This window comes from Aerococcus tenax, from assembly GCF_003286645.3.
Lineage (GTDB): Bacteria > Bacillota > Bacilli > Lactobacillales > Aerococcaceae > Aerococcus > Aerococcus tenax.
The window spans coordinates 312503-334248 of sequence record NZ_CP127382.2; the positions used below are offsets into that span (position 1 = coordinate 312503).

Consider the following 21746-nt stretch of genomic DNA (forward strand, 5'->3'; position numbering starts at 1 on the left):
TTTTTGTTTTCTATAATAAATTTTTAACGGCTTGGTAGATGTAACGAGCGACGTAGGGATTATTCATGGTGTAGAGGTGGATCCCATCTACGCCATGGCTAATCAGGTCAACAATTTGATCAATGGCATAGGCCAGACCGGCATCGCGTAAAGCTAGGGGGTTGTCTTGATATTTCTCCATAGCGCGACGGAATTTATCGGGAATTTGTACGCCACAAATCCGAGCCATGCTTTCAATTTGCTTTTTATTGGTGACTGGCATAATGCCAGCTTCAATAGGAACATCGATGCCCGCTAAATCAGCCCGTTCTAGGAAACGATAAAAATAATCATTATCTAGGAAGAGTTGGCTAATTAATTGGTCACTACCGGCATCGACTTTTTCTTTAAGATAGCGGATATCGGTAATGGGGTCAGGGGCATCCACGTGACCTTCTGGGTAGCAGGCGGCAATGAGGTTGAAGTCCTCTTTTGACTTGATGTAGCGAATAAGGTCAGCTGCATAGGGAAAGTCTTCCTTAGGACTTTGACCAGGTTTAGGGTCACCCCGTAAGACTAGGATATTTTCGATATTGGCTGCTTTTAATTCAGATAATTTTTCATCGATACTAGCCCGAGTCTCATATAGGCAGGGCAGGTGAATAACACTTTCAATCCCATAGTTTTTGATCAAAGAGGCAATTTCGATACTTTTTAGGCGGTTATCACTACCTAAGGCTCCGCAGGTTACGCTGATGGCATCGGGATCAAGTTCTTTTAGACCATCTAAGGTTTTATAGATACTGGCAGAGGATGACTTAGCATTGGGCGGAAAGACCTCATAGGTGAAGAGAGTCTTGCCCTTAAACAATTCCTTGGTTTTCATGACGCAACTCCTTTGTTGCTTGGACTAAGTGCTTGAGGCTGGCTTGGGTTTCTTTTTCGCCCCGGGTCTTTAAACCGCAATCGGGATTGACCCAAAGTTTTTCAGGCTTAACTTTTTGAAGCATTTTATCCAAGGCTTCCTTAATTTCACTGACACTAGGGATCCGTGGGGAATGGATATCGTAGACACCAGGACCTACTTCGGTAGTGAAATGATTTTCTTTTAAGGAATCCAGAATTTCTAAGTTAGAACGTGAAGCTTCAAAGGTGATGACATCAGCATCCATGGCATCGATTGCTGGGATGATATCGGTGAATTCGCTATAACACATATGGGTGTGGATCTGGGTTTCCTTATGGCAGCCACTGTGAACGAGGCGGAAGGCTGGAATGGCCCAGTCGAGGTATTCTGTATACCAGTCACTTTGACGGAGGGGAAGTTTCTCCCGTAGGGCGGCTTCATCGACTTGGATAATGCGGATACCATTGGCCTCTAGATCAAGGACTTCGTCACGGATAGCTAAAGCTAGTTGCAAGGTGGAGTCTTTCACGCTGATGTCTTCTCGAGGGAAGGACCAGTTTAGGATAGTTACGGGACCGGTCAACATCCCTTTCATTGGTTTCTTGGTGAGGGATTGGGCATAAACTGACCAGGAAACAGTCATTGATTGAGCGCGTGATACATCGCCCCAGATAATTGGTGGTTTGACACAGCGGGTACCATATGACTGAACCCAGGCTTTTTCAGTGAATAAGACTCCATTTAACTGTTCACCAAAGTATTCGACCATGTCATTTCTTTCAAATTCACCGTGGACGAGGACGTCGAGGCCGAGCTCTTCTTGTAGGTGGACACAGTCTTTAATTTTTTCTTTGAGGAAGTTTTGGTAGTCTGCTTGGCTGATTTCACCGTTTTTAAAGGCCTTGCGCTTTAGCTTAACTTCCTTGGTTTGCGGGAAGGAACCGATAGTTGTTGTTGGAAAGAGAGGTAAGTTAAAGAATGCTTTTTGGGCTTTTTCTCTTTCGTCGAAAGGCACTGAACGTTGATAGGCTGTTTTAGGAATAGCAGCTAGACGTTCTTGCACCTTAGGATCATAACTGTCAGGACGATCGGTAAAGAGTGCTTGGTTTTCTTGGAAACGAGGATCATGATGATAATCTGTGTCAATTAACTGACTGAGGTCGTTTAATTCGCCCAGTTTCTCTTCAGCAAAGGCAAAATGTTTTTGGTATTTTTCTGCTAGGGCGCTTTCGTTTTCCAAGCTATAGGGAACATGGAGTAGGGAACAAGAAGTGGAAAGAACGAGATCGATTCCTTGACTCTTGAGGTCTTTAATCAGGGCAAGGGAACTTTGGTAGTTATTGCGCCAAATATTTTTCCCATTGACTAGACCTAAAAAGAGGGTTTTATCTTTGGGAAAGCCATAGTGTTCGACCAATTCTTGGCTCTTCTTCCCTTCAATAAAATCTAAACCGATACCATCAATGGCTAAGTTGGTGAGTTCTTGATAAACATCTCTTACGTCGCCAAAATAGGTATTGACCAGCACCTTGACTTGGTCTTTTTGACTGAGTAAGCCCTGGTAGAGATCCTTGAATAGTTTGATATCTTCATGAGTTAAGTCATGGACTAGGTAGGGCTCATCCAGTTGCAGCCATTGGATCGTTTCTGTATTAAGCAGTTTTACGAGGTCCTGGTAGGCAGTAACCAGGCCGGTGAGAAAATCTTGGGCTTGGCTTTGACCGTGGTAACGCGATAGTTTTAAAAGGGTGAAGGGCCCAGGAAAGACGACCTTGCCGTTAATTTTCAAGGCTTTGGCTTCTTCAATAATTGCCTTTAATCGTTCAGCGTGGAAGCGAATTTCAGTGTCGTTATCAAACCCAGGCACAATGTAGTGGTAGTTGGTATTAAACCATTTCTTCATAGCTAGGGCCTTCACGTCTCCAGCTGGTCCTTGATAGCCCTTAGCTAAGGCAAAATACGTATCAAGAGCAGACAGCTCGAGATCTTGATAACGTTTAGGGATAATGTTCAATTGGAAAGCAGCATCCAAGAGGTTATCATAGTAGGAAAAATCATTAACAGGAATAAAGTCGATGCCTGCTTGAGCTTGTTTAAGCCATTGGTCTTTACGGATAGCTTGGGCGGTTGCTTCGAGCTCGTCGACGGTAATTTCTTGGCGGAAATATTTTTCAGTGGCAAATTTTAGTTCTCTAAGTCGTCCTACACGAGGGTAGCCTATCAGGGATGTTTTCATTATCTATCACTCCTAAAAATTAAAAATTAATTTACAAAATCTCCTTTTTTCACTTGTATAGGAGTATAGCTAAATCCCAGCCTGGGGTGTTAATATGCATTTTGCATAAAAGGTGATCGAAATTCTAAAAGTTTGATATTATTTTTTAATTAATAAAGAAGTCTTTTGGGACGTTTTTAAGACCAGGTTGTTGATCAAAAAGGGTAGTCCTGTTGAGGCCGAGTAATTGTTTCCATTAAAGCTTTAAAAAATGAAATCAGGCCTATATTTTGTGCTATAATTCTAAGCAGTGAACTATATCTTGTAATTACTGAGAACTTTTGTAAGGGGGAATTCTTTACAAAAGTCTTTTACTTTGCACTTTTTAATTAAGGAGTAGTCTATTGAAATATCGTGATTTAACCTTGCTTGCTATCGATGAAATGTTTCCTCTTGGACTCGCTAAGCAAAGAACAGAAGAAGATTACTTGGTCTTTGCCTGTGATAGTTCAGCTAGTATCGGTGAGAAGGCTAATGACCAATTAGCCTCTCCTAATCCCTTAACTGCTCAAACTGCCCTACGGGTGCCCTTGATTGAGTTGCGAGCAGTGAATGCGGAACCGGTCTTGGCATTTTATTTGGTTAATAATGAAATGAATCCCACGGGACTTGCCTATCAGGAAGGCTTTCAAGCGGAACTTGACCGGGCCGGTTTTCCCAATATCCAAGTCAATGGGTCTACTGAAGAGAATATGCTAACCACTATGTCCGCTTTAGGAATCGTTTTGATGGGAAAGGCACAAAATGCTAAGGGACTGTGGATTCGACGGGTTGTGAGTGGTGATCGGGTCTTTCAATTAAAACGTCCCCGTTGCGGCCAAGCCGTCCTCGATGAGATGGATAAGCTCATTTCTTATCAGGACATTGACCGTTTGCTGAGTCGTCCGGACTTGGTCCATGAGATTTGTCCGATCGGGTCTAAGGGAGCCCTGAATGAAGCGGGACAGGTGGCTGACTATAATCAATTAAGCTTTAAGGTTAATCCTCAAGTGGAAGGCTTAAGCATCCACCAAGATTCAGCTGGACCAGCAACCGCTCTTGTTGTAGTAGGAACAGACCAATTGGGAAGTTTCCTAAAAGAGCATTTTGATGAAGTTTATGACCTGGGAGTGATGGTTTAATATGGGAAAAATTATTCTGATATCTGGAGCAGCCAAGAGCGGTAAGACCCAATTAGCCGAAGAGATGGCCTTGGCCTCTCCTGCTAGACGCCTCTGCTACATTGCTACCCAAGCCAACCAACACACGGATAAGGAGATGGAGCGGCGTATCCTGGCCCACCAAGCCAAGCGGTCGTCCCGCTTTGAAACGGTCGAACGTTTCAAAGACCTGTCAACCTGGATAGCTAGCCAGTCTTATGATGGCTATCTCTTGGATTGTGTGACTTTGTGGCTAACCAATCTTTTCTTCGTCTATTTAGAAAAGCAGGGCATTGCAGCGAAAGACTTTGACCAGAAGATCGCTAGTCTTAAAGCCGAAGAGATTAGTGCCATTTCTGACTATTTCCAGCAAGAAGTTGCTGATCTGCTTCTAGCGGCTCAAGAGACTTCCGCCAGTTTATGGTTGGTAACTAATGAAACCGGTTGGGGCGTGACTCCGCCTAGCCAGCTGGGCCGCTTATTTGTTGATTTTTACGGCCAAGTCAACCAGCAACTGGCTGCTGCTAGTGATGAGGTCTACTTAGCCATTATGGGACTAAAAAAACAGGTGAAACCATGATTAAAGTTTTAATCATTTATTTTCAATTTTTTACCCGGATTCCTATTCCTATTGCCGTCGACCATCCGCTAGAGCGCTACCGTCAGGGGGTCTATTTACTACCGCTTTTTGGGGCCTTGCTCTTTAGTCTCTTGGCTTTCATTTATGCTCTCCTGGCTTATGTGTTACCGATCCATGTCGTTTGGCTGATGGTGGTTGTTTTTGAGACGGTAATCACCGGAGGCTTTCACCAGGACGCCTTGGCTGATACTTGTGATGGGATCTTTTCAGCGCGTAAAAAAGAGGATATGTTACGGATTATGAAGGATTCACGCCTAGGGACCTTTGGTGGCATTGCCTTGATCTTTTATTATTTGTTATACTACGTGCTTGGGAGTGAGGTCCTGAATGGCCTTCCTGGATTAGGCTCTCAAATGGGAGTGATTATTAGTCTGGGACTGATTTCCCGCGCCATGCTTGCCCTAGGCCACTGGCAGCTGGTTTATTCAGGCTACAACCCCAATGGTATGGGAAAAATGATGGTAGGGACTCCCAAATGGGGGATCTTACTGGGCCAGTTGTTAACGCTGGTGATCTTGTTTTTCATTATTGGTGCCAAGAGCCTCTTGGCCTATGGGCTAACCACGGTAGTTGTCCTCCTCTACCGCCACCATATTTATCATCTCTTAGGCGGCATGAGTGGAGACACGGTGGGTTGTATGGGGCCTTTGAGTGAGGTCACATTTCTTTTAGGCTTACTGGCTTTAGGAGGGCTTTGATGGAGCTTTATTTAGCGCGGCACGGCCAAAGTGTTCGCAATGTTGACGGTCAATTTTATGGCAGACTGGACCCGCATTTGACCCCACTGGGACAACAACAAGCCCAGGCTTTGGGACAGGCACTAAGAGGAAAAAGAATTGATCGTTTGCTAACCTCTAGGATGCAGCGGACCCAAGAAACTGCCCAGATTATTGCAGACAGCTTAAAAGCTGAAAATGATTTCCAGGCCTTTCCCTGGACCCAGGAAGCTGATCTGAATGAACGTGATTTGGGTGTCTGGGAAGGGAAAACGGCTCAAGAAATCGAAGCTATGGACCCTAAGACCTGGTGGGAATATATTGACCAACCCTTTCTCACCACCCCGACTGGGGCAGAAAGCTATTTTTCCTTTAGAGACCGGGTCTTGAGGGCTCTATTTAGCGTCTTTAGCTCAGCTAGTGATGAGGGAAGCTATTTCTTACTGGGGCACCATGGGTGGCTGCGCTTATTGGTCAGCCGGCTCTTAAACTTGGATGTGAAATATTTTGATTGTCACTTTACCCAAGGAAAGATTTATAGCTATTCCATTGACCGAGTTTTATTTTTGGAACGGCTAGTTGAAGCTATTGAAGAGGGGGATGAAGGATGCCAAAACATGGTGGAAATTTAAAGGAGCTTAGCCAGGTAATAGGAAGGGATATGACCCAGGCCTTGGACTTTTCCGCCAATATTAACCCACTCGGCTTACCCCAAGCTTTTAAGGAGGCCATCGTTTCCCATTTGGATCAGTTAGATCGCTATCCGGATTACAACTATCGGGATTTACGCCAAGCACTGGCGGACTTCTATCAAGTGTCCGATGACCACTTACTGGTGGGCAATGGGGCGGCAGAATTGATTGATCTTTTGGCCTTTGCCTTGCCTTATCCGATGGTGACCATTGAACCTTGCTTTAATGAGTACGCAGCTAGTGCTAAGAAGTACCAGCGCCCCCATTGGTCCTATCTGACCCAGGCAGAAAATGATTTTACCTTTGACTTAGAAGATTTTTGGCCCTGGTTAGATAGCCACTGCAAGCAGGAGGCGGACCAAGAAGCTGGGAATAGGGCTTTTTCAGTCTGGCTCTGCCAGCCTAATAATCCCACTGGGTCCTTATATGAGTTCAACTTATTAAAGGATTTATTAAAGGGTATTAGCGACAGGGGTGGTTATTTAGTGGTGGATGAATCTTTTATTGATTTCCTGCCTGACCAAGACAACTATTCGCTGTTAGGACAAGTAGAAAGGGAAGAAAAGCTGGTGATCATTCGCTCCCTAACTAAGTTCTATGCCATGCCTGCCTTGCGCTTAGGAGTAGCCATGACCAGTAAGCAGACCCTCTTGGATGACTTAAAAGCGGCTCAACTGACTTGGTCAGTCAACGGCTTAGCGGAAGTCTGTGGCCAGAAAATGCCTGACTTAACCGCTTATCGCCAGGCATCTTTGAATTATTTAGCTGCTGCTAAAAAAGAATTGCAGGCAGGCCTGGAGAGCTTTCCAGCTTTGAAAGTCTTTTCTAGTGCAGCTAACTTCTTTTTAATCCAAGGGCCTAAAGAGTTGGGTCAAAACTTACTGGAAAAAGGTATAGTTTTGCGACAGACAGATGATTTCAAGGGCCTGGGACCTGGTTACTACCGATTGGCTGTTCGGACTAAGGAAGAAAACCAGGCTTTACTTCAAGCCTTGGCTGATATTTTATGAGTGAATTAAAGAAAGAGAGGTAAAGGATGCTTGCTATTTACCGTTTGCTGGCCTTCCTGTTAGATCTATGGCTGGCTGATCCCCCCACTTGGCCTCACCCGGTTAAATTCTATGGCCGCTTTATTCGTGGTTTTGAGAGACTTAGCCAGTTCGACAAGAAAAAGCCGATGACCCAAACTTTTTTAGGCGGGGTCTTAGTTTTCTTACTCTTAATTATCATTTTGCTGATTAGCTCTCTCTTACTTTATGGGGCTAAGCGCTTGTCGCCCATCCTCTATGCGCTTGTATGGATCTATCTCACCTATACTTGTTTTGCCGTCAAGGGCTTAGCTGATGAGGCTAATGGGGTCTTAGAGGCGATGAAGGAGGGTGGACTACAAGCAGGGCGTCGGCAGCTGAGTCGGATTGTCGGGAGAGAAACGAGTCAACTCAGTGAGGAAGAAGTTTACCAAGCCGTCATTGAGACTGTTGCTGAGAACTTAAGTGATGGCTTTGTAGCCCCATTATTTTACGTGATCTTATTTGGCCCGGTGGGTGGGCTCCTCTATAAGGGAATCAATACCTTAGATTCGATGATTGCCTACTTGGATGACCGTTATCAATATTTTGGTTATTTTGCTGCTAAGTTGGATGACTTGGCAAATTATATTCCAGCCCGACTTAGCTGCCTTTTGATTGTTTTATCCAGTGGCCTTTTGGGCTTAGATATGGCTAGTGCCTGGAAGATTAGTTTTCGGGATGGACGTGCCCACCGCAGCCCCAATGCGGGTTATCCAGAAGCAGCTGCTGCTGGAGCCTTGGGTGTTCAGCTGGGCGGAACCCATGTCTACCATGGCCAGCCCATTGAAAAACCAACCATTGGAGACCCACAAAAGTTGATCGGTCCCCAGCAAGTGAAAGCCAGCATTGCTTTATTATATACCAGTGCCAGTCTAGCCATGGCTTTGTCGATGTTAATGATGCTCATTAGTAGCTGATAGCCGCTAAGCCATGCTTTAGGATAAGCTGGATTCATCCAGCGGAAAAAACAAAAATGAAATGAGGATTACTTATGAAAAATTTACATGCCAATATTTTAACTGCTTTACTTTTAGCTATTGCAACTATTGGAGCCAATGTTCACTTTCTAGGCAGTATTGCCTTAGACTCTTTTCCTGCCTTTTTAGGAGCTATTATTTTGGGACCAGGCTATGGGTTCTTGCTGGGGCTTCTTTCTCATGGCTTAACCGCTCTCCTATCGGGTTTCCCGCTGACCCTACCTGCCCATATTATTATTGGAGTAATGATGGGGCTTACCTGTTCAGTCTATGGCTATCTACGGGGAAAGGCTGGTAAGTCCATAGGAAAAATCCTGTTCAGTGATGCTGTTGCCTTAGTGTTTAATGTTTTACTGGCCCAATTAGCCCTCATTCCGCTACTCGGTTGGCAAGCAATTTTAGCTATGGTAACGGGTGGGTTATTACTGACCTTATTAATTGCTAGTGTGGTTAACTTAGTATTGGCTGAAGTGGTTTATATAAGCCTCCCTGCTAAGTTCTTTAATCCATTTATGAAGAGAAAGACAAAATAGAGGAGTATCAAATGCATGCGAAGCTTACTGAAAACGCTATTGACTAGCTTGCTATGTCTTTTCTTGGTCGCTTGTCAAGTTGACCAAGCGAAAAGTAGCGATCAGAATCAAGCAAGTACCCGCTCAGCCAATCAGATCCATTTCCCAGCCAAGTATCCCTTAACAACCCTGGATAATCAAAAGGCCAATGACATTACCAGCCTGACCTACGCTAGCCAGGTCTTTGACGGGCTTTATTGGCAGGATGAAAATAATGAATTACAGCCTAACCTGGCCCAGGATTTTCCTGAAATTTCCCCAGATGGCCTGACCTACCGGATTAGCCTGCGCCATGATGCTAAGTGGGAAAATGGGCAACCAGTCACGGCCCATGACTTTGTCTATAGCTTTAGACGTTTAGTCAATCCCAAGATAGCAGCTCCCTATGCCAATTTAGCAGGGGAAATCCAAGGGGCAAAGGCCATTCTGGCCGGGCAAGCCCCCCTGGACCAACTCGGAGTCAAGGCCTTGGATGACTATCAATTAGAAGTCCAACTCGACTATCCTAATCCCAATTTCACCAAGCTTTTAGCTTTTACGCCTTTCTATCCCGTCAATGAAACCTATGTGAAGGCCCAGGGAGACCAGTACGGTCAGGATAGTGACCATGTCTTAGGGAATGGCCCCTTTGTTATTGAGAACTGGCAGGCCGGCCAAGACCAGTGGGACTTGCGTAAGAGTGACCAGTATAACCGTCATTCTGTCGCTATTGACGGAATCAAAGTTCAGGTAATTAAGGAAGAGAGCACCGGAGTGAATTTATTTGAATCAGGTCAATTAGATCAAATGCCCCTTCATGGTCAGATTGCCAAGAATTATCAAGCTAAGGGGGAAGGCGATTTACAAGTCAAGGCCTGGACTGACTATCTGGAGTTTAACCACCAGAACCCTGATTTATCGCAACTTGACTTGCGCCAAGCCATTGCCTATGCCATCGATAGCCGCTCGGTTGAAGACCTCATCGGTGGGGGAGCTCAGGCCCTAAATACCTTTGTTCCTAGTCATTTAGTGATTGACCCGGTGACGGGAGAAGATATCACCGACAGTCCGGCTATGGATGCTTGGTACGACTTAGACCAAGCCCAGGAGGCTTTTGACCGCTATAAGGCGGCTAATCAGAAGGAAAGCTTAAGGCTCACCCTGTTAGCTAATGATGATGAAAATAGCCGCAAATTGTCTGAATACCTCAAAGAAACTCTGGAGCAAGCCCTTGACGGCTTGACCATTGAATTGCAAAATGTTCCCAAGAAAAATCGGATTGACCGTATGAACCGGCAAGACTTTGATTTTGCCTTGACTGCCTGGGGGGCAGATTACGATGATCCCCTGGCTTATTATCAAAATTTGAAAAGTGACAATTCCTTCAATCGCGGGCGATATCAAAATCCTGAGTTGGATCGGTTGATCACTGACCTTGCTTTCCCTTATAATCAAGATCGAGACCGGCCTTACCAAGTGGCCCAAAAAATTGAAGAATTAATCAAAAATCAAGCCGTTGTGGTGCCGCTCTACCAACAAAATGAATGGCATCTCAGGAGCGACCGGGTTCAAGGAATTATCTACCGCCCCATTGGCCCCGAAGTTGATTTTCGATTAGCTTCCATTCAAAGTAATTAAATAATATCTAAGTCCTCCCTTTTATTACTGGGGAAGTCGGTGCGAGTCCGACGCAGTCCCTATGCTACTGTGTTTACGTTAAGGTATCAGTCAGAATGCCAGTAATAAAAGGAAGTTTTATTTATGTCTCAGGGTTTGATAAATAAGACGAAAAAGGGCTGTCATTTTTGCGTGCGATAAAAGATTCAAAAACGATTATTGAGCAAACCCTGATTTGTTGAATAATCGTTTTTTTCTGTTAGGAGGACTTGGCGATGAAGATATGCATTGTTTATAGTAGCTTGCGAGGCAATACCGAAGCTGCTGCCTTTATTCTGGCCTCCTTCTTGGAAGACCTGGGCTTAAGCGCTCAATTAGTTGGGGCCGATGCCTATGACTATGAGACCTTGTTAGAAGCTGATGGTTTAGCTATTGGTTCCTATACCTACGGCAACCATGCTGAAATTCCCGAAGAATTATTAGATCTCTACGAAGACCTACCCGATTTGATTCAAGCCAATCCCAAATTAAAGCAGTCCCTGGCAGTATTTGGTTCTGGGGACCGGGACTATCCCATTTATGCTAAAGCCGTGGATGATTTTGTAGAAGTCATTGAAAAAAGTGGCGGGCACTTACTAGCACCTGGAGTAAAAATTGATGGCTATCCTGACTATGATGAAGAAATTGCCGGCCTAGCCGCTATTGCCCAGGCCTTTTTACAAATAGCAAAGGAGAATAAATGATGAGAGCCTTAATGATTGCCGGAGCGACTAGTAATGTGGGCAAGACGACCTTGACTTTAGGTCTGATCCAAGCCCTGATCAAGCGCGGACTGAAAGTCCAACCCTACAAGGTGGGGCCTGACTACATTGACACGCGTTTTCACCAGGAGATTAGCCACCGTCCTTCGATCAATTTGGACCAATTCTTAGTTCCTGATGACCAGGTCTTAAAAGCCCTCTATACCCGTCACCTTGAGGGTAGTGATATTGCCGTGGTGGAAGGAGTTATGGGCCTCTTTGATGGCTTTGGCTCTGACGCTCTCAAGGCCTCTAGCGCAGGCATTGCTAAGGCCCTGGATATTCCCATCCTCTTAGTGATTGATGGGCGGGCCATGTCGACTTCAGCAGCCGCCATGGTCAAGGGTTATCTCAGCCTGATTCCTGACCTCAATATTATCGGTATCTTGGTTAATCGGGTGGCTTCAGAAAGTCATTACCAATTAATTAAAAATGCCATTGAACGTTATAATGATGTGCCCGTTCTTGGCTACCTGCCCCGTAATGAAATATTTTCCTTGCCTTCCCGCCACTTAGGCCTGGCCCTGGAAGAAGCGAATAATCATTTAGTTGACCAAGTCAGTCAAGTGGCAGAGGCAATGGAAGAAAGTATCGCCATTGATGATATTTTAAACCGCTGTCAATTGGATCCGGCTAAACTTAAAGAGGCCCAAGCAGCCATTGACTCCAGTCTGGCTCCTTATGAAAAGACCGATCAGGAGTCTCCTTTTAAGGTGGCTTATGCCTATGATGAAGCCTTTTCCTTTTACTATCCCGATAATTTAAATTTATTGGAAAAACGAGGGGGCCAGCTCCAAGCCTTTAGTCCCCTCCATGACCAAGATTTACCGGAGGCTGACCTCTACTATATTGGCGGGGGCTTTCCCGAATTATACGCCGAAACTTTATCTAAGAACCAAGCCATGCGTACTGCACTCTTAGAGGCCCACAAGTCCGGTAAGGCTATATTGGCCGAATGCGGGGGTCTTATGTACTTAGGAAGTAGTTTTTCTAAGGAGGATAAAGACTATCCCATGGTGGGGATCTTTGAGGGGCAGAGTCAAATGACAGACCGCCTACGCCGCTTCGGCTACTGTACCATGACTCTTACTAGCGATTCCTTTTACGGCCAAGCCGGTGATGAGGTCAGGGGACATGAATTTCATTATTCAACCTTTACCAGTCCAGAAAGGACGATTGGAAACTTATACAAGGACCGCGATGGTAAACGGGTTAAGGAGTGGCAGGGGGGCTTTCAAAAGAATAAGACCTATGCCGCCTACCAACATGTACACTTTTACCAAGACCCTAAAGTCATTGACCAAATGATTTCATGGATTAAGGAGGACTAGAGATGGCTTATATAAAAAAACCGGAACGCATCACTGACCGCTCATTTGAAATTATTGACGCGGAAATCAAACGGGACTTTCCTGACTTCCAATTTCAAAATGACCTAGAGGAGCGTATTATTAAGCGGGCGATTCATACTTCAGCGGATTTTGATTATTTACACAACCTGGTCTTTGACCGTCAAGGCGCCCAAGTGGTCCAAGAAGTGATTCGCTCTGGAGGCCACTTGATTACTGATACCACTATGGCCCAATCGGGAATTAATAAGCGAATTTTAAAGGAGCTAGGTACAGAGACCCATTGCTTTATCCGCGACCCCAGAGCCTATCAAATTGCTGAAGACAAGGGGATTACCCGGTCTATGGCAGCCATTGAATTAGCGGCTCAGCTTGAAGGCCCCAAAGTCTTTGTCGTGGGCAATGCGCCGACTGCTATTTATAAAATCCTAGAGATGATTGACGCAGGACGTTTACAAGCCGAAGCGGTTGTGGGTGTGCCGGTAGGTTTCGTGGGGGCAGCTGAGTCCAAGCAAGCCCTCCATGATTATCCCATTCCAAGCATTGCAGCTTTAGGCCGTAAAGGCGGATCTAATGTGGCTGCTGCTATTATTAATGCTATCCAATATGATATTAAAGATACCATCTATCAAAATTAAGCGGATTAGGTGGCTGAATAGACAGGGAAAGCGAGCTGAAACGAGATGAATGAAACAGGTTATTTGTCTTATAACGGGAAGCGCCTGCGGATGGGCTATACCACCGGAACTTGTGCCACCGCAGCGACTATGGCTGCTGTGGAAATGATACTGACCCAAAAACCGGTTCACCAAGTTCAGTTAATGACGCCAGCAGGGGTGGACTTAGTCTTAGAAATTGACCATTGCCAGCTCAGTTTAGACCAAGCTTCTTGTTCGGTGGTCAAAGATGGAGGCGATGACGCCGATGCCACTGATGGCTTGGATATCTATGCCACCGTGACCCGTCGCCAGGATAATCAGATTACCCTAGATGGTGGTCAAGGAGTGGGGCGGGTAACCAAACCCGGATTAAAAATTGAGCCCGGCAATGCTGCCATTAATCCTACACCTAGAAAAATGATCCAGGAAGCTGCCCGCCAACTCTTGGGTCCAGACCAAGGGGTGGACATTGTTATCTCGGTACCAGGAGGGGAGGAAACCGCTAAGGCTACTCAAAACCCCCAACTTGGTATCCTGGGTGGGATATCCATCCTAGGGACTTCGGGAATCGTTCGCCCCATGTCAGAAGATACCTGGAAAGAATCGATCACCCTAGAAATGCAACAAAAGAAAGCGCTAGGGTTAGATAAGTTAATTTTAACGCCGGGAAATTATGGCAATGACTTTATCGCTGAACATACCCATTTGAAACCTGATTATATTGTGCAAATGAGTAATTTCGTGGGCTATGTCTTATTAGAGGCCATGCGGATTGGTTTTACTGATATTCTACTGGTTGGCCACTTGGGTAAATTTATTAAAATCGCAGGGGGAATCTTTTCCACCCATTCCAAGGATGCCGATGCCAGAAATGAAATCATGCTGGCTAACTTGGCCCTGCTTGGGGCTCCCCTAGACTTATTACAGGCTGTCGATGAGGCCATTACGACTGAAGCCCAGGCTGAACTCATCTTAGAAGCAGGCTATGGCCAAGTTTACCAAGTGATTGTGGATAAAATTAAGGCCAGGGTCTTAAAGCTCTTTAAATTCCGGGCTCCTGATATCCATGTGGAGGCCATTACTTTTCTCAGTGACCATGATGTTACCGTGATGACTAAACCTTTGGAAGAATTGGAGGCGATTTGGGGATGATACATGTGATTGGTATCGGGCCAGGACAGACCGACTATCTAGTCAACCATGCCCTTAACCTATTAGCTGACTTGCCCCACGTTTACGGTAGCCAGCGGCAGTTAGACTCCTTAAAGGTCTATATTAAGGGGAAGCCCCATGTCTTGGGCAAGCTAGGGGAACTTTTATCTCAATTAAAGGACCACCTGGCTAAGGAAGAAGATGTAGCGGTGCTCGCTTCGGGGGACCCCATGCTTTATGGGATTGGTAACTACCTTTACCGTAACTTACCCCAGCAAGCCATCCGTATCCATCCTGGCATTTCTTCCCTCCAGTATATTTTTTCCCGAACAGGGATGGCCATGAATGATGTCTATTTAACTTCGAGTCATGGGCGTGAGCCCAATATTGATTGGATTAGCCAATTTCCAAAAGTTGCCATGGTAACCGATGACAAATGGGGGCCTTATCAAATTGCCCAAGCCCTTCTAAAAGAGGGGGAGGCGAAAGATCTTGCTGCTTGCCAAATGGTTATTGGAGAGAACTTATCTTATGATAATGAGCGGATCGAAATCCGGCCTTTGAGCCAGGTAGAAGACCGCGACTATGCGATGAATGTGGTGGTGATTTTAAATGAAAGATAGTTGTTTTATCCGGGGCAAAGTCCCCATGACCAAGGCCCCCATCCGGGCGGTCGCTTTAGACCTCTTAGAATTACATCAGGCCCAACGCTTTTTGGATATTGGTGCCGGGACAGGGAGTATCTCTTTACAAGCCGCCCAAGAATATCCTGATTTAGACGTTTATGCCATCGAACATAAAGAAGTGGCAGTAGACTTAATCAAAGAAAACCGGGCTCACTTCGGCCTGAAAAATTATCAAGTCTTCTTAGGGGAAGCCCCCATGACGGAAGACTTGGGCCACTTTGATGCGATTTTTATTGGAGGTAGTGGGGGCAAGTTACTCGAAATTATTGATTGGGCCTATGAACTTTTGAAGCCGGGTGGTCGTTTGGTATTGACCTTTATCCTGATGGAAAATGCCCATAAGGCCATTACTTACCTTGAAGCGGGCCCCTGGCAAGACCTTGAGGTGCAAACCCTACAAGCAGCCACCCGGAAAACCATGGGACCAGGGCACTACTTTAAGCCCTTTAACCCCACCACCATCATCTCCTGTAAGAAGTAAATAAGAGCGAATGAAAGAGAAAGGTTGTTAATTATGGCTAAAGTAACTTTTGTGGGAGCAGGCCCCGGCGATGTCGACCTCATTACCCTAAAGGGCTATAAAGCACTAGCCCAAGCCGACCGGGTCATTTATGCTGGCTCCTTGATCAATAAGGACTTGCTCGATTATTGTAAGTCCGGAGCAGAAACCTATGACAGTGCCAAGTTAGACCTCAATGAAATCCTAGACCTGATTGAAGAAGCTATTGGCCAAGACAAAGAAGTGGTCCGTTTACACACAGGCGATGCTTCCTTATATGGTTCGATCCGGGAGCAAATTGAAGAATTAAAGAAACGGGAGATTGACTTCGCTGTTATCCCCGGGGTTTCTTCTTTCTTAGGAGCAGCGGCAGCCATCGGTACCGAATATACTGTCCCCGAAGTCAGTCAAAGCCTGATCATTACCCGGATGGCAGGGCGGACACCCGTTCCTGAAAAGGAAAATTTACGGTCCTTAGCCAGTCATCAAACCTCCATGGCTATCTTCCTCTCAGTCCAAAATATCCAGGGCGTGGTGGAAGAATTATTGGCAGGTGGCTATTCCAAAGATACCCCAGCAGCAGTGATTTATAAGGCTACCTGGCCAGAAGAAAAACAAGTAGTGGGGATCCTAGCAGATATTGCTGAAAAGACCCAAGCCGCTGGGATTAAGCTCACGGCTTTGATTTTAGTGGGGGACTTCTTAGGAGAAGAATTCTATTATTCTAAGCTCTACGATACGGACTTTAGCCATGGCTTTAGAAACTAAGGTTGATGCCCGCTTTTTAGAACGGATGCAGCGTGGGGAAGAAAATAAGCGGGTAGCTATTGTTACCATCACCCAAAAGGCCAGAGATTTGGGACGGGAGATTAAAGCCAAGTGTTTTCACCAAGCTAAACTTTACGTGAGGCCTACTGACCAAGCCCCTTTAGATTCTCATTACGACGAATACAGTCAAAGAGATGGCCGAGCGGTCCTCGCCCTCCAGGAAGCTTTTCGATCAGCTGATTTAGTGATTGCAATCATGGCGACAGGGGTTGTGGTCCGGGCCCTAGCCCCTGTGATTGAAGATAAGATGACTGATCCAGCAGTCTTAGTCCTAGATGAAGGCGGCCAACATGTGATTAGCCTCTTAGCAGGCCACTTTGGCCGGGCTAACCACTATGCCCGTTTACTGGCTAAGGAAATTCCTAGTCAGGCTGTGATTACTACAGCAACTGATAGCCAAGGTCGGATAGGAATTGATGATTTAGCCTTTAGCTATGGGGCCGTCTATAGTGATTTTAAAGGCCAAACCCGGCGCTTTAATCTGCTTATTGCCGAAGATGCTCCCATTCTCTACTTAAATGAGACGGTATTCAATTTCCCCTCGCCTCCGGGTTATCAGACCCTGGCCAAAGGGAATTGCTCGGAGCCAGCAACAAAAACTAGCTCACTTGCCCCCAGTACTTGGGCAGCTTACCAAGGCCTAGTGCTGGTGACTAATCACCAACAAAATTATCTTAGCCTGCCCAAGGACCTGCCTCTGGTAGAAATGATTCCCCGACGCTATATTTTAGGAATCGGTTGCAAAAAAAATACCCCTTATCCCTTACTCTTAGAAGAATTAGAAAAATTCCTCCAAGAGGAAAATTTGCGCTGGGAAAGTATTAAAACCGTGGTGTCTATTGATCTAAAAGCAGAAGAACACGCCATTTTACAACTGGCTAAAGACCACTGCTTTAACTTTAAAACATTTTCCAAGGAAGACTTACTGGCCTTTGAATCCTACTATCCGGGATCTGATTTTGTCAAAAAGACGGTCGGAGTGAGTTCGGTCTCACAGACTGCTGCCCATTTGGAATCCAAGGGTCATGTGGTCAGTGGACGCTATGCCCATAATGGGGTAACTTTTACCCTGGCATATTATCAAGAAGAGGAGTAATGAAAGATGTTATATATTGTTGGATTGGGACCAGGTGACAAGGACTTAATGACCAAGGAATGTCTTGAAGTCCTTGACCAGGTGGAAATTATTGTGGGTTATAAGACCTATATTGCCTTAATTGAAGACTTGATTAAAGGCAAGGAAGTTTATTCCACCGGTATGAAGGGAGAGATTGACCGCTGTCAAAAAGCCATTGAATTAGCTAAAGACACAGGAAAGGATATTGCGGTGGTCTGCAGTGGCGACTCAGGTATTTACGCCATGGCTGGTTTAATTTTTGAGTTGTTAGCCAGTCAAGAAGAGGATATCCCCGTCAAGGTTATCCCAGGGCTTAGTGCCGGAATTGCTGGAGCTGCCAACCTCGGTGCCCCGTTAATGAATGATTTTTGCTTTATTAGCTTGAGTGACTTGATGACACCATGGGCCATGATAGAAAAACGCCTCCATGCCGCAGCTCAAGGAGATTTTGTGATTTGCTTGTACAATCCGCGTTCTAAAGGCCGGCCTAAACATTTAGCTAAGGCCCTAGAGATTATTAAGGCCTATAAGGGTGGCGATATTGTCGTTGGAATCGTTAAGGATGTGGGCCGTACAGAGGAAGAAACTATCATTACGACCATTGATGAGCTCGATGAGGAAGTCGTTGATATGACGACAACGGTGATTGTGGGCAACCGTTTTACCAGAGTTTACAAGGGTTGGATGTATACGCCCCGCGGTTACGAAGATAAGTATGGGATTTAAGCTGCAACATTTGCGACAAGCTGAGCGAGAAAGGATGAGCTGATGATACTTCTATTTGGTGGGACCTCGGATAGCATAAAAATAATGGAGACCCTACTTGAAGGGGGTTGTGAGGTGACCCTTTCAGTGGCGACTAATTATGGCAAGATTTATTCAAAAAAATTTAAGGACCGAGTGATCCAAAGTCGGATGGACCAAGACGAAATGGAGACTTACCTCAAAGACCATGCCATTGACCTGGTGGTTGACGCTACCCATCCCTTTGCTGATTTGGTGTCCAAGAATGCCATTGCTGCTGCTCAGGCGGTAGGAATTCCTTACTTACGTTTCGAACGTCCCTTATCACAAGCAGACCCTCGTATTCAGCAAGTGACTTCTTTAGCCCAAGCTTGTCAAAAAGCCGAAACTCTCTGGCAAGAAAAAGGCCATGGTATTGAGGACCATATCTATCTAGCGACTGGGTCGAAGACGGTAGGTGATTTTGCCCAAATCTTAGGGCCTGAGCGCTTAGTTGTGCGTGTCCTTCCTGTTGCTTCCGTGGTCAAACACTGTGAAGCAGCTGGCCTATCAGCGGGGCAAATCCACGCCATTAAACCGCCTTATTCTAAGGCTTTAAATACGGAGCTCTATAAAAAGGTCAATGCTCAGATCATGATTACCAAGGAAAGTGGCCAGGCCGGTGGGATGGATGAGAAGGTTTCGGCTGCCTTAGACCGTGGCATGGATGTGATTGAAATTACCCGACCCGATGTGGCTTATCCTGAAATGACTCATGACATCGATGAGGTTCTATCCCTAAGCCGTCAATTATTAAGCCAAGGGCAATCCTCCTCAAGCGATAGCCCAAGTAAGGAGAATCGTGATGAATAGCGGTAAAGTTTATTTAGTAGGTGCCGGCTTAGGCCGGCTAGGCAATCTCAGCTTAGCGGCCTATGATTGCCTGCAAAAGGCCGATATTATCTTTTATGACCGTCTTATTAATCAAAATTTACTGCAAGTCGCCCCAAGTTCCTGCCTCTTGGTGAATGTTGGCAAAAAGCCTGGTAAACACTCTCATTCTCAGGAAGAGATTACTCAGCAACTTATCCAAGCCAGCCAGGAATATCAAGTCATAGTCCGATTGAAGAGTGGTGACCCCTACCTCTTTGGTCGGGGTGGGGAAGAAGCCATGGCCCTGTCCGAAGCGGGCGTGGATTTTGCAGTCATTCCCGGAATCACTTCAGCCATTGCTGGTTTAGCCTATGCCGGCATCCCGGCCACTTACCGGGATAAGTCAAGTTCCCTGCACATCTATACCGGTCAGAGCCGAGCGGGTCGAACAGACTTAGATTATCAGGCCATTGTCAATAGCGGGGGAACGGCAGTCTTTCTAATGGCGGTAAAGGCTCTAGGAGCCATTGTTAGTGGCCTTATAGGAGCTGGCCTGGATGAAAAAACGCCTATGGCAGCTATTGAGTGGGCAGGAAGGGCTCAAGAACGCTACTTGGTCTCTGATTTAGGCCATATGTTTGATGATTGTCAAGCTGCCCAGATCAAAGCGCCCGCCATCTTTGTTCTCGGGGAGGTAGTGACTGACCAGCAAAAACTCGACTTCTTCAGTCAAGCTCCTCTTTTTGGACATCAGATTGCTGTGTCTGTACAGACGCCTCTGACCGATTGCCTGGCCCTGGAAGATTTGGGAGCTGATCTAATCTTTTATCCTGACCCAGCCGCTGAAAGTAGTCGCCAAGATCTAGCAAAAACCGCTCTCAAGCAGGCTGATATTATGATTAGCCAAGACCTACTTAATCCTTGGCAAGAGAAGCTGGCGGCGGAAACCCTACATTTCCACGGCAGTGTTGATGACTTTATCCATCATTTTAGTAAGCAATAAAGGAGTTCAATATGAAAAGTGCCATTTTACTAGTAAGTTTCGGGACCACATTTAAAAAGACCCGTGAATTAACCATCGAAACTGTTTATCAAGAGCTTAAGTCTACCTATCCCAACTGGCCCATTTACCAGGCCTATACGTCAAACATTGTGCGCAAACGCATCCAGGAACATGAAGGCTTGACTCGGCTCTCCCCCCTAGAAGCCTTACAATCCTTAAAAGCTGAGGGCTACCAAAGGGTCTATGTCCAACCCCTCCATGTGATTTCTGGGAGTGAGGTCGACAAAATTTACCAAGCCCGAAGAGAAACAGCAGACCAAGACTTCCAAGTGAAGATTGCCCGTCCACTCTTAGATATCTATACAGACTACCAGGACCTGCTCTCAGTTTTGGACCAAGACATTCAAAAGCTCTCCCAAGATGAAGTTATGGTTTATATGGCCCATGGGACCCAAGCGCCACAATTTACTAGCTATGTGACCCTTGATTATATGCTAGCCGATAAACCGGCTTATGTACGCTGTGTGGAAAGTTATCCCGAATTGGAGGAAGACTTTATCAAGGATTTACGGCAAAAAGGTGTTAAAACCGTCCACCTGCGTCCCCTCATGTTGGTGGCTGGTGACCATGCCCATAATGATATGGCTTCGGAGGATCCCGATTCCTGGCAAACGCAATTTGAAAATTATGGCTTCCATGTCATGATCCACTTGGAGGGTTTAGGAGAAGACCCAGCCATTCGTCAACTTTACCTTAAGCATTTAGGTGAATTGATGGAGGACGACCATGCCGGCTAAATTATATGGAATCGGCGTTGGGCCAGGGGATAAGGGCTATTTGACCCTAAAAGCCATTGAAAAGCTTAAGGCTGTCGATATTATTTATGTTCCTACCGGGAAAAAAGGGCAAGCCAGCTTGGCCTTTTCCATTGCTGAGCCTTATATCCCTAGCCATACCCCGGTAAAAACTTATCATTTTCCCATGACTAAGGATAGGACAGTAAAGACCAAGCAATGGGACCAAGTAGCCCAAGCCATGGCCCAAGACCTTGACCAAGGCAAGTCCATTGCCTTCTTAACCTTGGGAGATCCTTCAACTTATTCCACCTTTACCTATCTGGAAGAACGCTTGTGCCAGGATTATAGTGTGGAGTTGGTGGCAGGGATAACTTCTTACCAAGCGATGGCGGCAGCCCTCCAAGTTCCTCTGGTGATTGATGAAGAAAGTTTTACTGTCCTACCAGCAACAACATCTACTGACCTGATTCGGTTGAATCTAAAAAACGCTGACACCATCGTTATTATGAAAATCAAACGTCATCTCAAGAAAATCCTAGCCCTCCTCGATGAAGAAAATCTCCGTGACCAGGCCCAAATTATTAGCCAAGCCACCATGGAGGCGGAGACAGTCTACCGGGACTTGAGTGACTGGCAAGGTGATGAGAAGATTTCTTACTTTTCGACCATGATCGTCCGGAAGTCAAAGGAGGCCTAA

Annotated in this window: 23 protein-coding genes; 21 read left to right on the top strand and 2 right to left on the bottom strand. The window is 45.8% G+C overall.

The window, feature by feature from the left end; translation table 11 throughout:
* Positions 1 to 10: 10 nt before the first annotated feature.
* Positions 11 to 865: a methylenetetrahydrofolate reductase [NAD(P)H] gene (gene metF, locus DBT50_RS01420; protein ID WP_111852192.1), complete on the bottom strand. Its 855-nt coding sequence runs from the start codon at positions 863 to 865 to the stop codon at positions 11 to 13.
* Positions 843 to 3122, bottom strand: coding sequence for a 5-methyltetrahydropteroyltriglutamate--homocysteine S-methyltransferase (gene metE / locus DBT50_RS01425; protein ID WP_111853469.1), 2280 nt, complete (start codon positions 3120 to 3122; stop codon positions 843 to 845). Before metE ends, metF begins: the two co-directional genes overlap by 23 nt.
* Before the next feature lie 383 nt (positions 3123 to 3505).
* Between metE and DBT50_RS01430 the strand changes: the two genes are divergently transcribed.
* The 21 genes from DBT50_RS01430 (at position 3506) to cobI (ending at position 21746) form a co-directional block, all read left to right on the top strand.
* Positions 3506 to 4282, top strand: coding sequence for a hypothetical protein (locus DBT50_RS01430; RefSeq protein WP_111852190.1), 777 nt, complete (start codon positions 3506 to 3508; stop codon positions 4280 to 4282).
* 1 nt (position 4283) lies between these two features.
* Positions 4284 to 4880, top strand: a complete 597-nt coding sequence (locus tag DBT50_RS01435; RefSeq protein ID WP_111852189.1) for a bifunctional adenosylcobinamide kinase/adenosylcobinamide-phosphate guanylyltransferase — start codon at positions 4284 to 4286, stop codon at positions 4878 to 4880.
* Positions 4877 to 5638: an adenosylcobinamide-GDP ribazoletransferase gene (cobS, locus tag DBT50_RS01440; protein ID WP_111852188.1), complete on the top strand. Its 762-nt coding sequence runs from the start codon at positions 4877 to 4879 to the stop codon at positions 5636 to 5638. Before DBT50_RS01435 ends, cobS begins: the two co-directional genes overlap by 4 nt.
* Entirely contained in the window at positions 5638 to 6288 is a 651-nt protein-coding gene (locus DBT50_RS01445; protein ID WP_111852187.1) for a histidine phosphatase family protein, read from the top strand. The genes cobS and DBT50_RS01445 overlap by 1 nt, the downstream gene beginning before the upstream one ends.
* Positions 6264 to 7358, top strand: a complete 1095-nt coding sequence (locus tag DBT50_RS01450; protein WP_111852186.1) for a pyridoxal phosphate-dependent aminotransferase — start codon at positions 6264 to 6266, stop codon at positions 7356 to 7358. Before DBT50_RS01445 ends, DBT50_RS01450 begins: the two co-directional genes overlap by 25 nt.
* A gap of 26 nt (positions 7359 to 7384) precedes the next feature.
* Positions 7385 to 8335 (top strand): adenosylcobinamide-phosphate synthase CbiB, encoded by a 951-nt coding sequence (gene cbiB, locus DBT50_RS01455; RefSeq protein WP_111852185.1) that lies wholly within the window; start codon positions 7385 to 7387, stop codon positions 8333 to 8335.
* 74 nt (positions 8336 to 8409) lie between these two features.
* Complete coding sequence (locus tag DBT50_RS01460; RefSeq protein WP_111821472.1) at positions 8410 to 8928, top strand: ECF transporter S component; 519 nt, start codon at positions 8410 to 8412, stop codon at positions 8926 to 8928.
* Between the two features lie 15 nt (positions 8929 to 8943).
* Positions 8944 to 10584: a peptide ABC transporter substrate-binding protein gene (locus DBT50_RS01465; protein WP_111852184.1), complete on the top strand. Its 1641-nt coding sequence runs from the start codon at positions 8944 to 8946 to the stop codon at positions 10582 to 10584.
* A gap of 254 nt (positions 10585 to 10838) precedes the next feature.
* The gene (locus tag DBT50_RS01470; protein ID WP_111852183.1) at positions 10839 to 11306 is read left to right on the top strand and encodes a flavodoxin domain-containing protein; all 468 of its coding nucleotides are present in this window, start codon (positions 10839 to 10841) and stop codon (positions 11304 to 11306) included.
* On the top strand, positions 11306 to 12694 hold the full coding sequence (locus DBT50_RS01475; RefSeq protein ID WP_111852182.1) for a cobyrinate a,c-diamide synthase: 1389 nt from the start codon (positions 11306 to 11308) through the stop codon (positions 12692 to 12694). Before DBT50_RS01470 ends, DBT50_RS01475 begins: the two co-directional genes overlap by 1 nt.
* Positions 12695 to 12696: 2 nt before the next feature.
* Entirely contained in the window at positions 12697 to 13350 is a 654-nt protein-coding gene (locus DBT50_RS01480; RefSeq protein WP_111852181.1) for a cobalt-precorrin-8 methylmutase, read from the top strand.
* Positions 13351 to 13395: 45 nt separating this feature from the next.
* The gene (gene cbiD, locus DBT50_RS01485; protein WP_111852180.1) at positions 13396 to 14523 is read left to right on the top strand and encodes a cobalt-precorrin-5B (C(1))-methyltransferase CbiD; all 1128 of its coding nucleotides are present in this window, start codon (positions 13396 to 13398) and stop codon (positions 14521 to 14523) included.
* A complete protein-coding gene (gene cbiE / locus DBT50_RS01490) occupies positions 14520 to 15146 on the top strand; it encodes a precorrin-6y C5,15-methyltransferase (decarboxylating) subunit CbiE (RefSeq protein WP_111852179.1) in 627 nt (208 codons plus the stop codon). Before cbiD ends, cbiE begins: the two co-directional genes overlap by 4 nt.
* Positions 15136 to 15690: a decarboxylating cobalt-precorrin-6B (C(15))-methyltransferase gene (locus DBT50_RS01495; protein WP_111852178.1), complete on the top strand. Its 555-nt coding sequence runs from the start codon at positions 15136 to 15138 to the stop codon at positions 15688 to 15690. The genes cbiE and DBT50_RS01495 overlap by 11 nt, the downstream gene beginning before the upstream one ends.
* 33 nt (positions 15691 to 15723) lie before the next feature.
* On the top strand, positions 15724 to 16476 hold the full coding sequence (locus DBT50_RS01500) for a cobalt-precorrin-4 methyltransferase (RefSeq protein ID WP_111852177.1): 753 nt from the start codon (positions 15724 to 15726) through the stop codon (positions 16474 to 16476).
* Positions 16460 to 17632: a cobalt-precorrin 5A hydrolase gene (locus DBT50_RS01505; protein ID WP_111852176.1), complete on the top strand. Its 1173-nt coding sequence runs from the start codon at positions 16460 to 16462 to the stop codon at positions 17630 to 17632. The genes DBT50_RS01500 and DBT50_RS01505 overlap by 17 nt, the downstream gene beginning before the upstream one ends.
* Before the next feature lie 6 nt (positions 17633 to 17638).
* Positions 17639 to 18379, top strand: coding sequence for a precorrin-3B C(17)-methyltransferase (gene cobJ / locus DBT50_RS01510; protein ID WP_111852175.1), 741 nt, complete (start codon positions 17639 to 17641; stop codon positions 18377 to 18379).
* Positions 18380 to 18421: 42 nt separating this feature from the next.
* A complete protein-coding gene (cobK, locus tag DBT50_RS01515; RefSeq protein WP_111852174.1) occupies positions 18422 to 19249 on the top strand; it encodes a precorrin-6A reductase in 828 nt (275 codons plus the stop codon).
* Positions 19242 to 20252 carry a uroporphyrinogen-III C-methyltransferase gene (cobA, locus tag DBT50_RS01520; protein WP_111852173.1) on the top strand — a complete coding sequence of 337 codons (1011 nt, stop codon included), beginning with the start codon at positions 19242 to 19244 and terminating at the stop codon, positions 20250 to 20252. Before cobK ends, cobA begins: the two co-directional genes overlap by 8 nt.
* Before the next feature lie 11 nt (positions 20253 to 20263).
* A complete protein-coding gene (locus DBT50_RS01525) occupies positions 20264 to 21049 on the top strand; it encodes a sirohydrochlorin cobaltochelatase (RefSeq protein WP_111852172.1) in 786 nt (261 codons plus the stop codon).
* Positions 21039 to 21746 carry a precorrin-2 C(20)-methyltransferase gene (cobI, locus tag DBT50_RS01530; RefSeq protein WP_111852171.1) on the top strand — a complete coding sequence of 236 codons (708 nt, stop codon included), beginning with the start codon at positions 21039 to 21041 and terminating at the stop codon, positions 21744 to 21746. Before DBT50_RS01525 ends, cobI begins: the two co-directional genes overlap by 11 nt.

Bases quoted from the DNA above. Each gene is read 5' to 3' on its own strand.
- DBT50_RS01460 (WP_111821472.1), top strand. From the start codon at position 8,410: ATGAAAAATTTACATGCCAATATTTTAACTGCTTTACTTTTAGCTATT.
- metF (WP_111852192.1), bottom strand. From the start codon at position 865: ATGAAAACCAAGGAATTGTTTAAGGGCAAGACTCTCTTCACCTATGAG.
- DBT50_RS01505 (WP_111852176.1), top strand. From the start codon at position 16,460: ATGGCTTTAGAAACTAAGGTTGATGCCCGCTTTTTAGAACGGATGCAG.
- DBT50_RS01500 (WP_111852177.1), top strand. From the start codon at position 15,724: ATGGCTAAAGTAACTTTTGTGGGAGCAGGCCCCGGCGATGTCGACCTC.
- DBT50_RS01475 (WP_111852182.1), top strand. From the start codon at position 11,306: ATGAGAGCCTTAATGATTGCCGGAGCGACTAGTAATGTGGGCAAGACG.
- metE (WP_111853469.1), bottom strand. From the start codon at position 3,122: ATGAAAACATCCCTGATAGGCTACCCTCGTGTAGGACGACTTAGAGAA.
- cbiB (WP_111852185.1), top strand. From the start codon at position 7,385: ATGCTTGCTATTTACCGTTTGCTGGCCTTCCTGTTAGATCTATGGCTG.
- DBT50_RS01445 (WP_111852187.1), top strand. From the start codon at position 5,638: ATGGAGCTTTATTTAGCGCGGCACGGCCAAAGTGTTCGCAATGTTGAC.
- DBT50_RS01470 (WP_111852183.1), top strand. From the start codon at position 10,839: ATGAAGATATGCATTGTTTATAGTAGCTTGCGAGGCAATACCGAAGCT.
- DBT50_RS01525 (WP_111852172.1), top strand. From the start codon at position 20,264: ATGAAAAGTGCCATTTTACTAGTAAGTTTCGGGACCACATTTAAAAAG.
- cbiD (WP_111852180.1), top strand. From the start codon at position 13,396: ATGAATGAAACAGGTTATTTGTCTTATAACGGGAAGCGCCTGCGGATG.
- DBT50_RS01480 (WP_111852181.1), top strand. From the start codon at position 12,697: ATGGCTTATATAAAAAAACCGGAACGCATCACTGACCGCTCATTTGAA.
- cobJ (WP_111852175.1), top strand. From the start codon at position 17,639: ATGTTATATATTGTTGGATTGGGACCAGGTGACAAGGACTTAATGACC.
- DBT50_RS01435 (WP_111852189.1), top strand. From the start codon at position 4,284: ATGGGAAAAATTATTCTGATATCTGGAGCAGCCAAGAGCGGTAAGACC.
- cobS (WP_111852188.1), top strand. From the start codon at position 4,877: ATGATTAAAGTTTTAATCATTTATTTTCAATTTTTTACCCGGATTCCT.
- DBT50_RS01450 (WP_111852186.1), top strand. From the start codon at position 6,264: ATGCCAAAACATGGTGGAAATTTAAAGGAGCTTAGCCAGGTAATAGGA.
- DBT50_RS01495 (WP_111852178.1), top strand. From the start codon at position 15,136: ATGAAAGATAGTTGTTTTATCCGGGGCAAAGTCCCCATGACCAAGGCC.
- cbiE (WP_111852179.1), top strand. From the start codon at position 14,520: ATGATACATGTGATTGGTATCGGGCCAGGACAGACCGACTATCTAGTC.
- cobI (WP_111852171.1), top strand. From the start codon at position 21,039: ATGCCGGCTAAATTATATGGAATCGGCGTTGGGCCAGGGGATAAGGGC.
- cobK (WP_111852174.1), top strand. From the start codon at position 18,422: ATGATACTTCTATTTGGTGGGACCTCGGATAGCATAAAAATAATGGAG.
- cobA (WP_111852173.1), top strand. From the start codon at position 19,242: ATGAATAGCGGTAAAGTTTATTTAGTAGGTGCCGGCTTAGGCCGGCTA.
- DBT50_RS01465 (WP_111852184.1), top strand. From the start codon at position 8,944: ATGCGAAGCTTACTGAAAACGCTATTGACTAGCTTGCTATGTCTTTTC.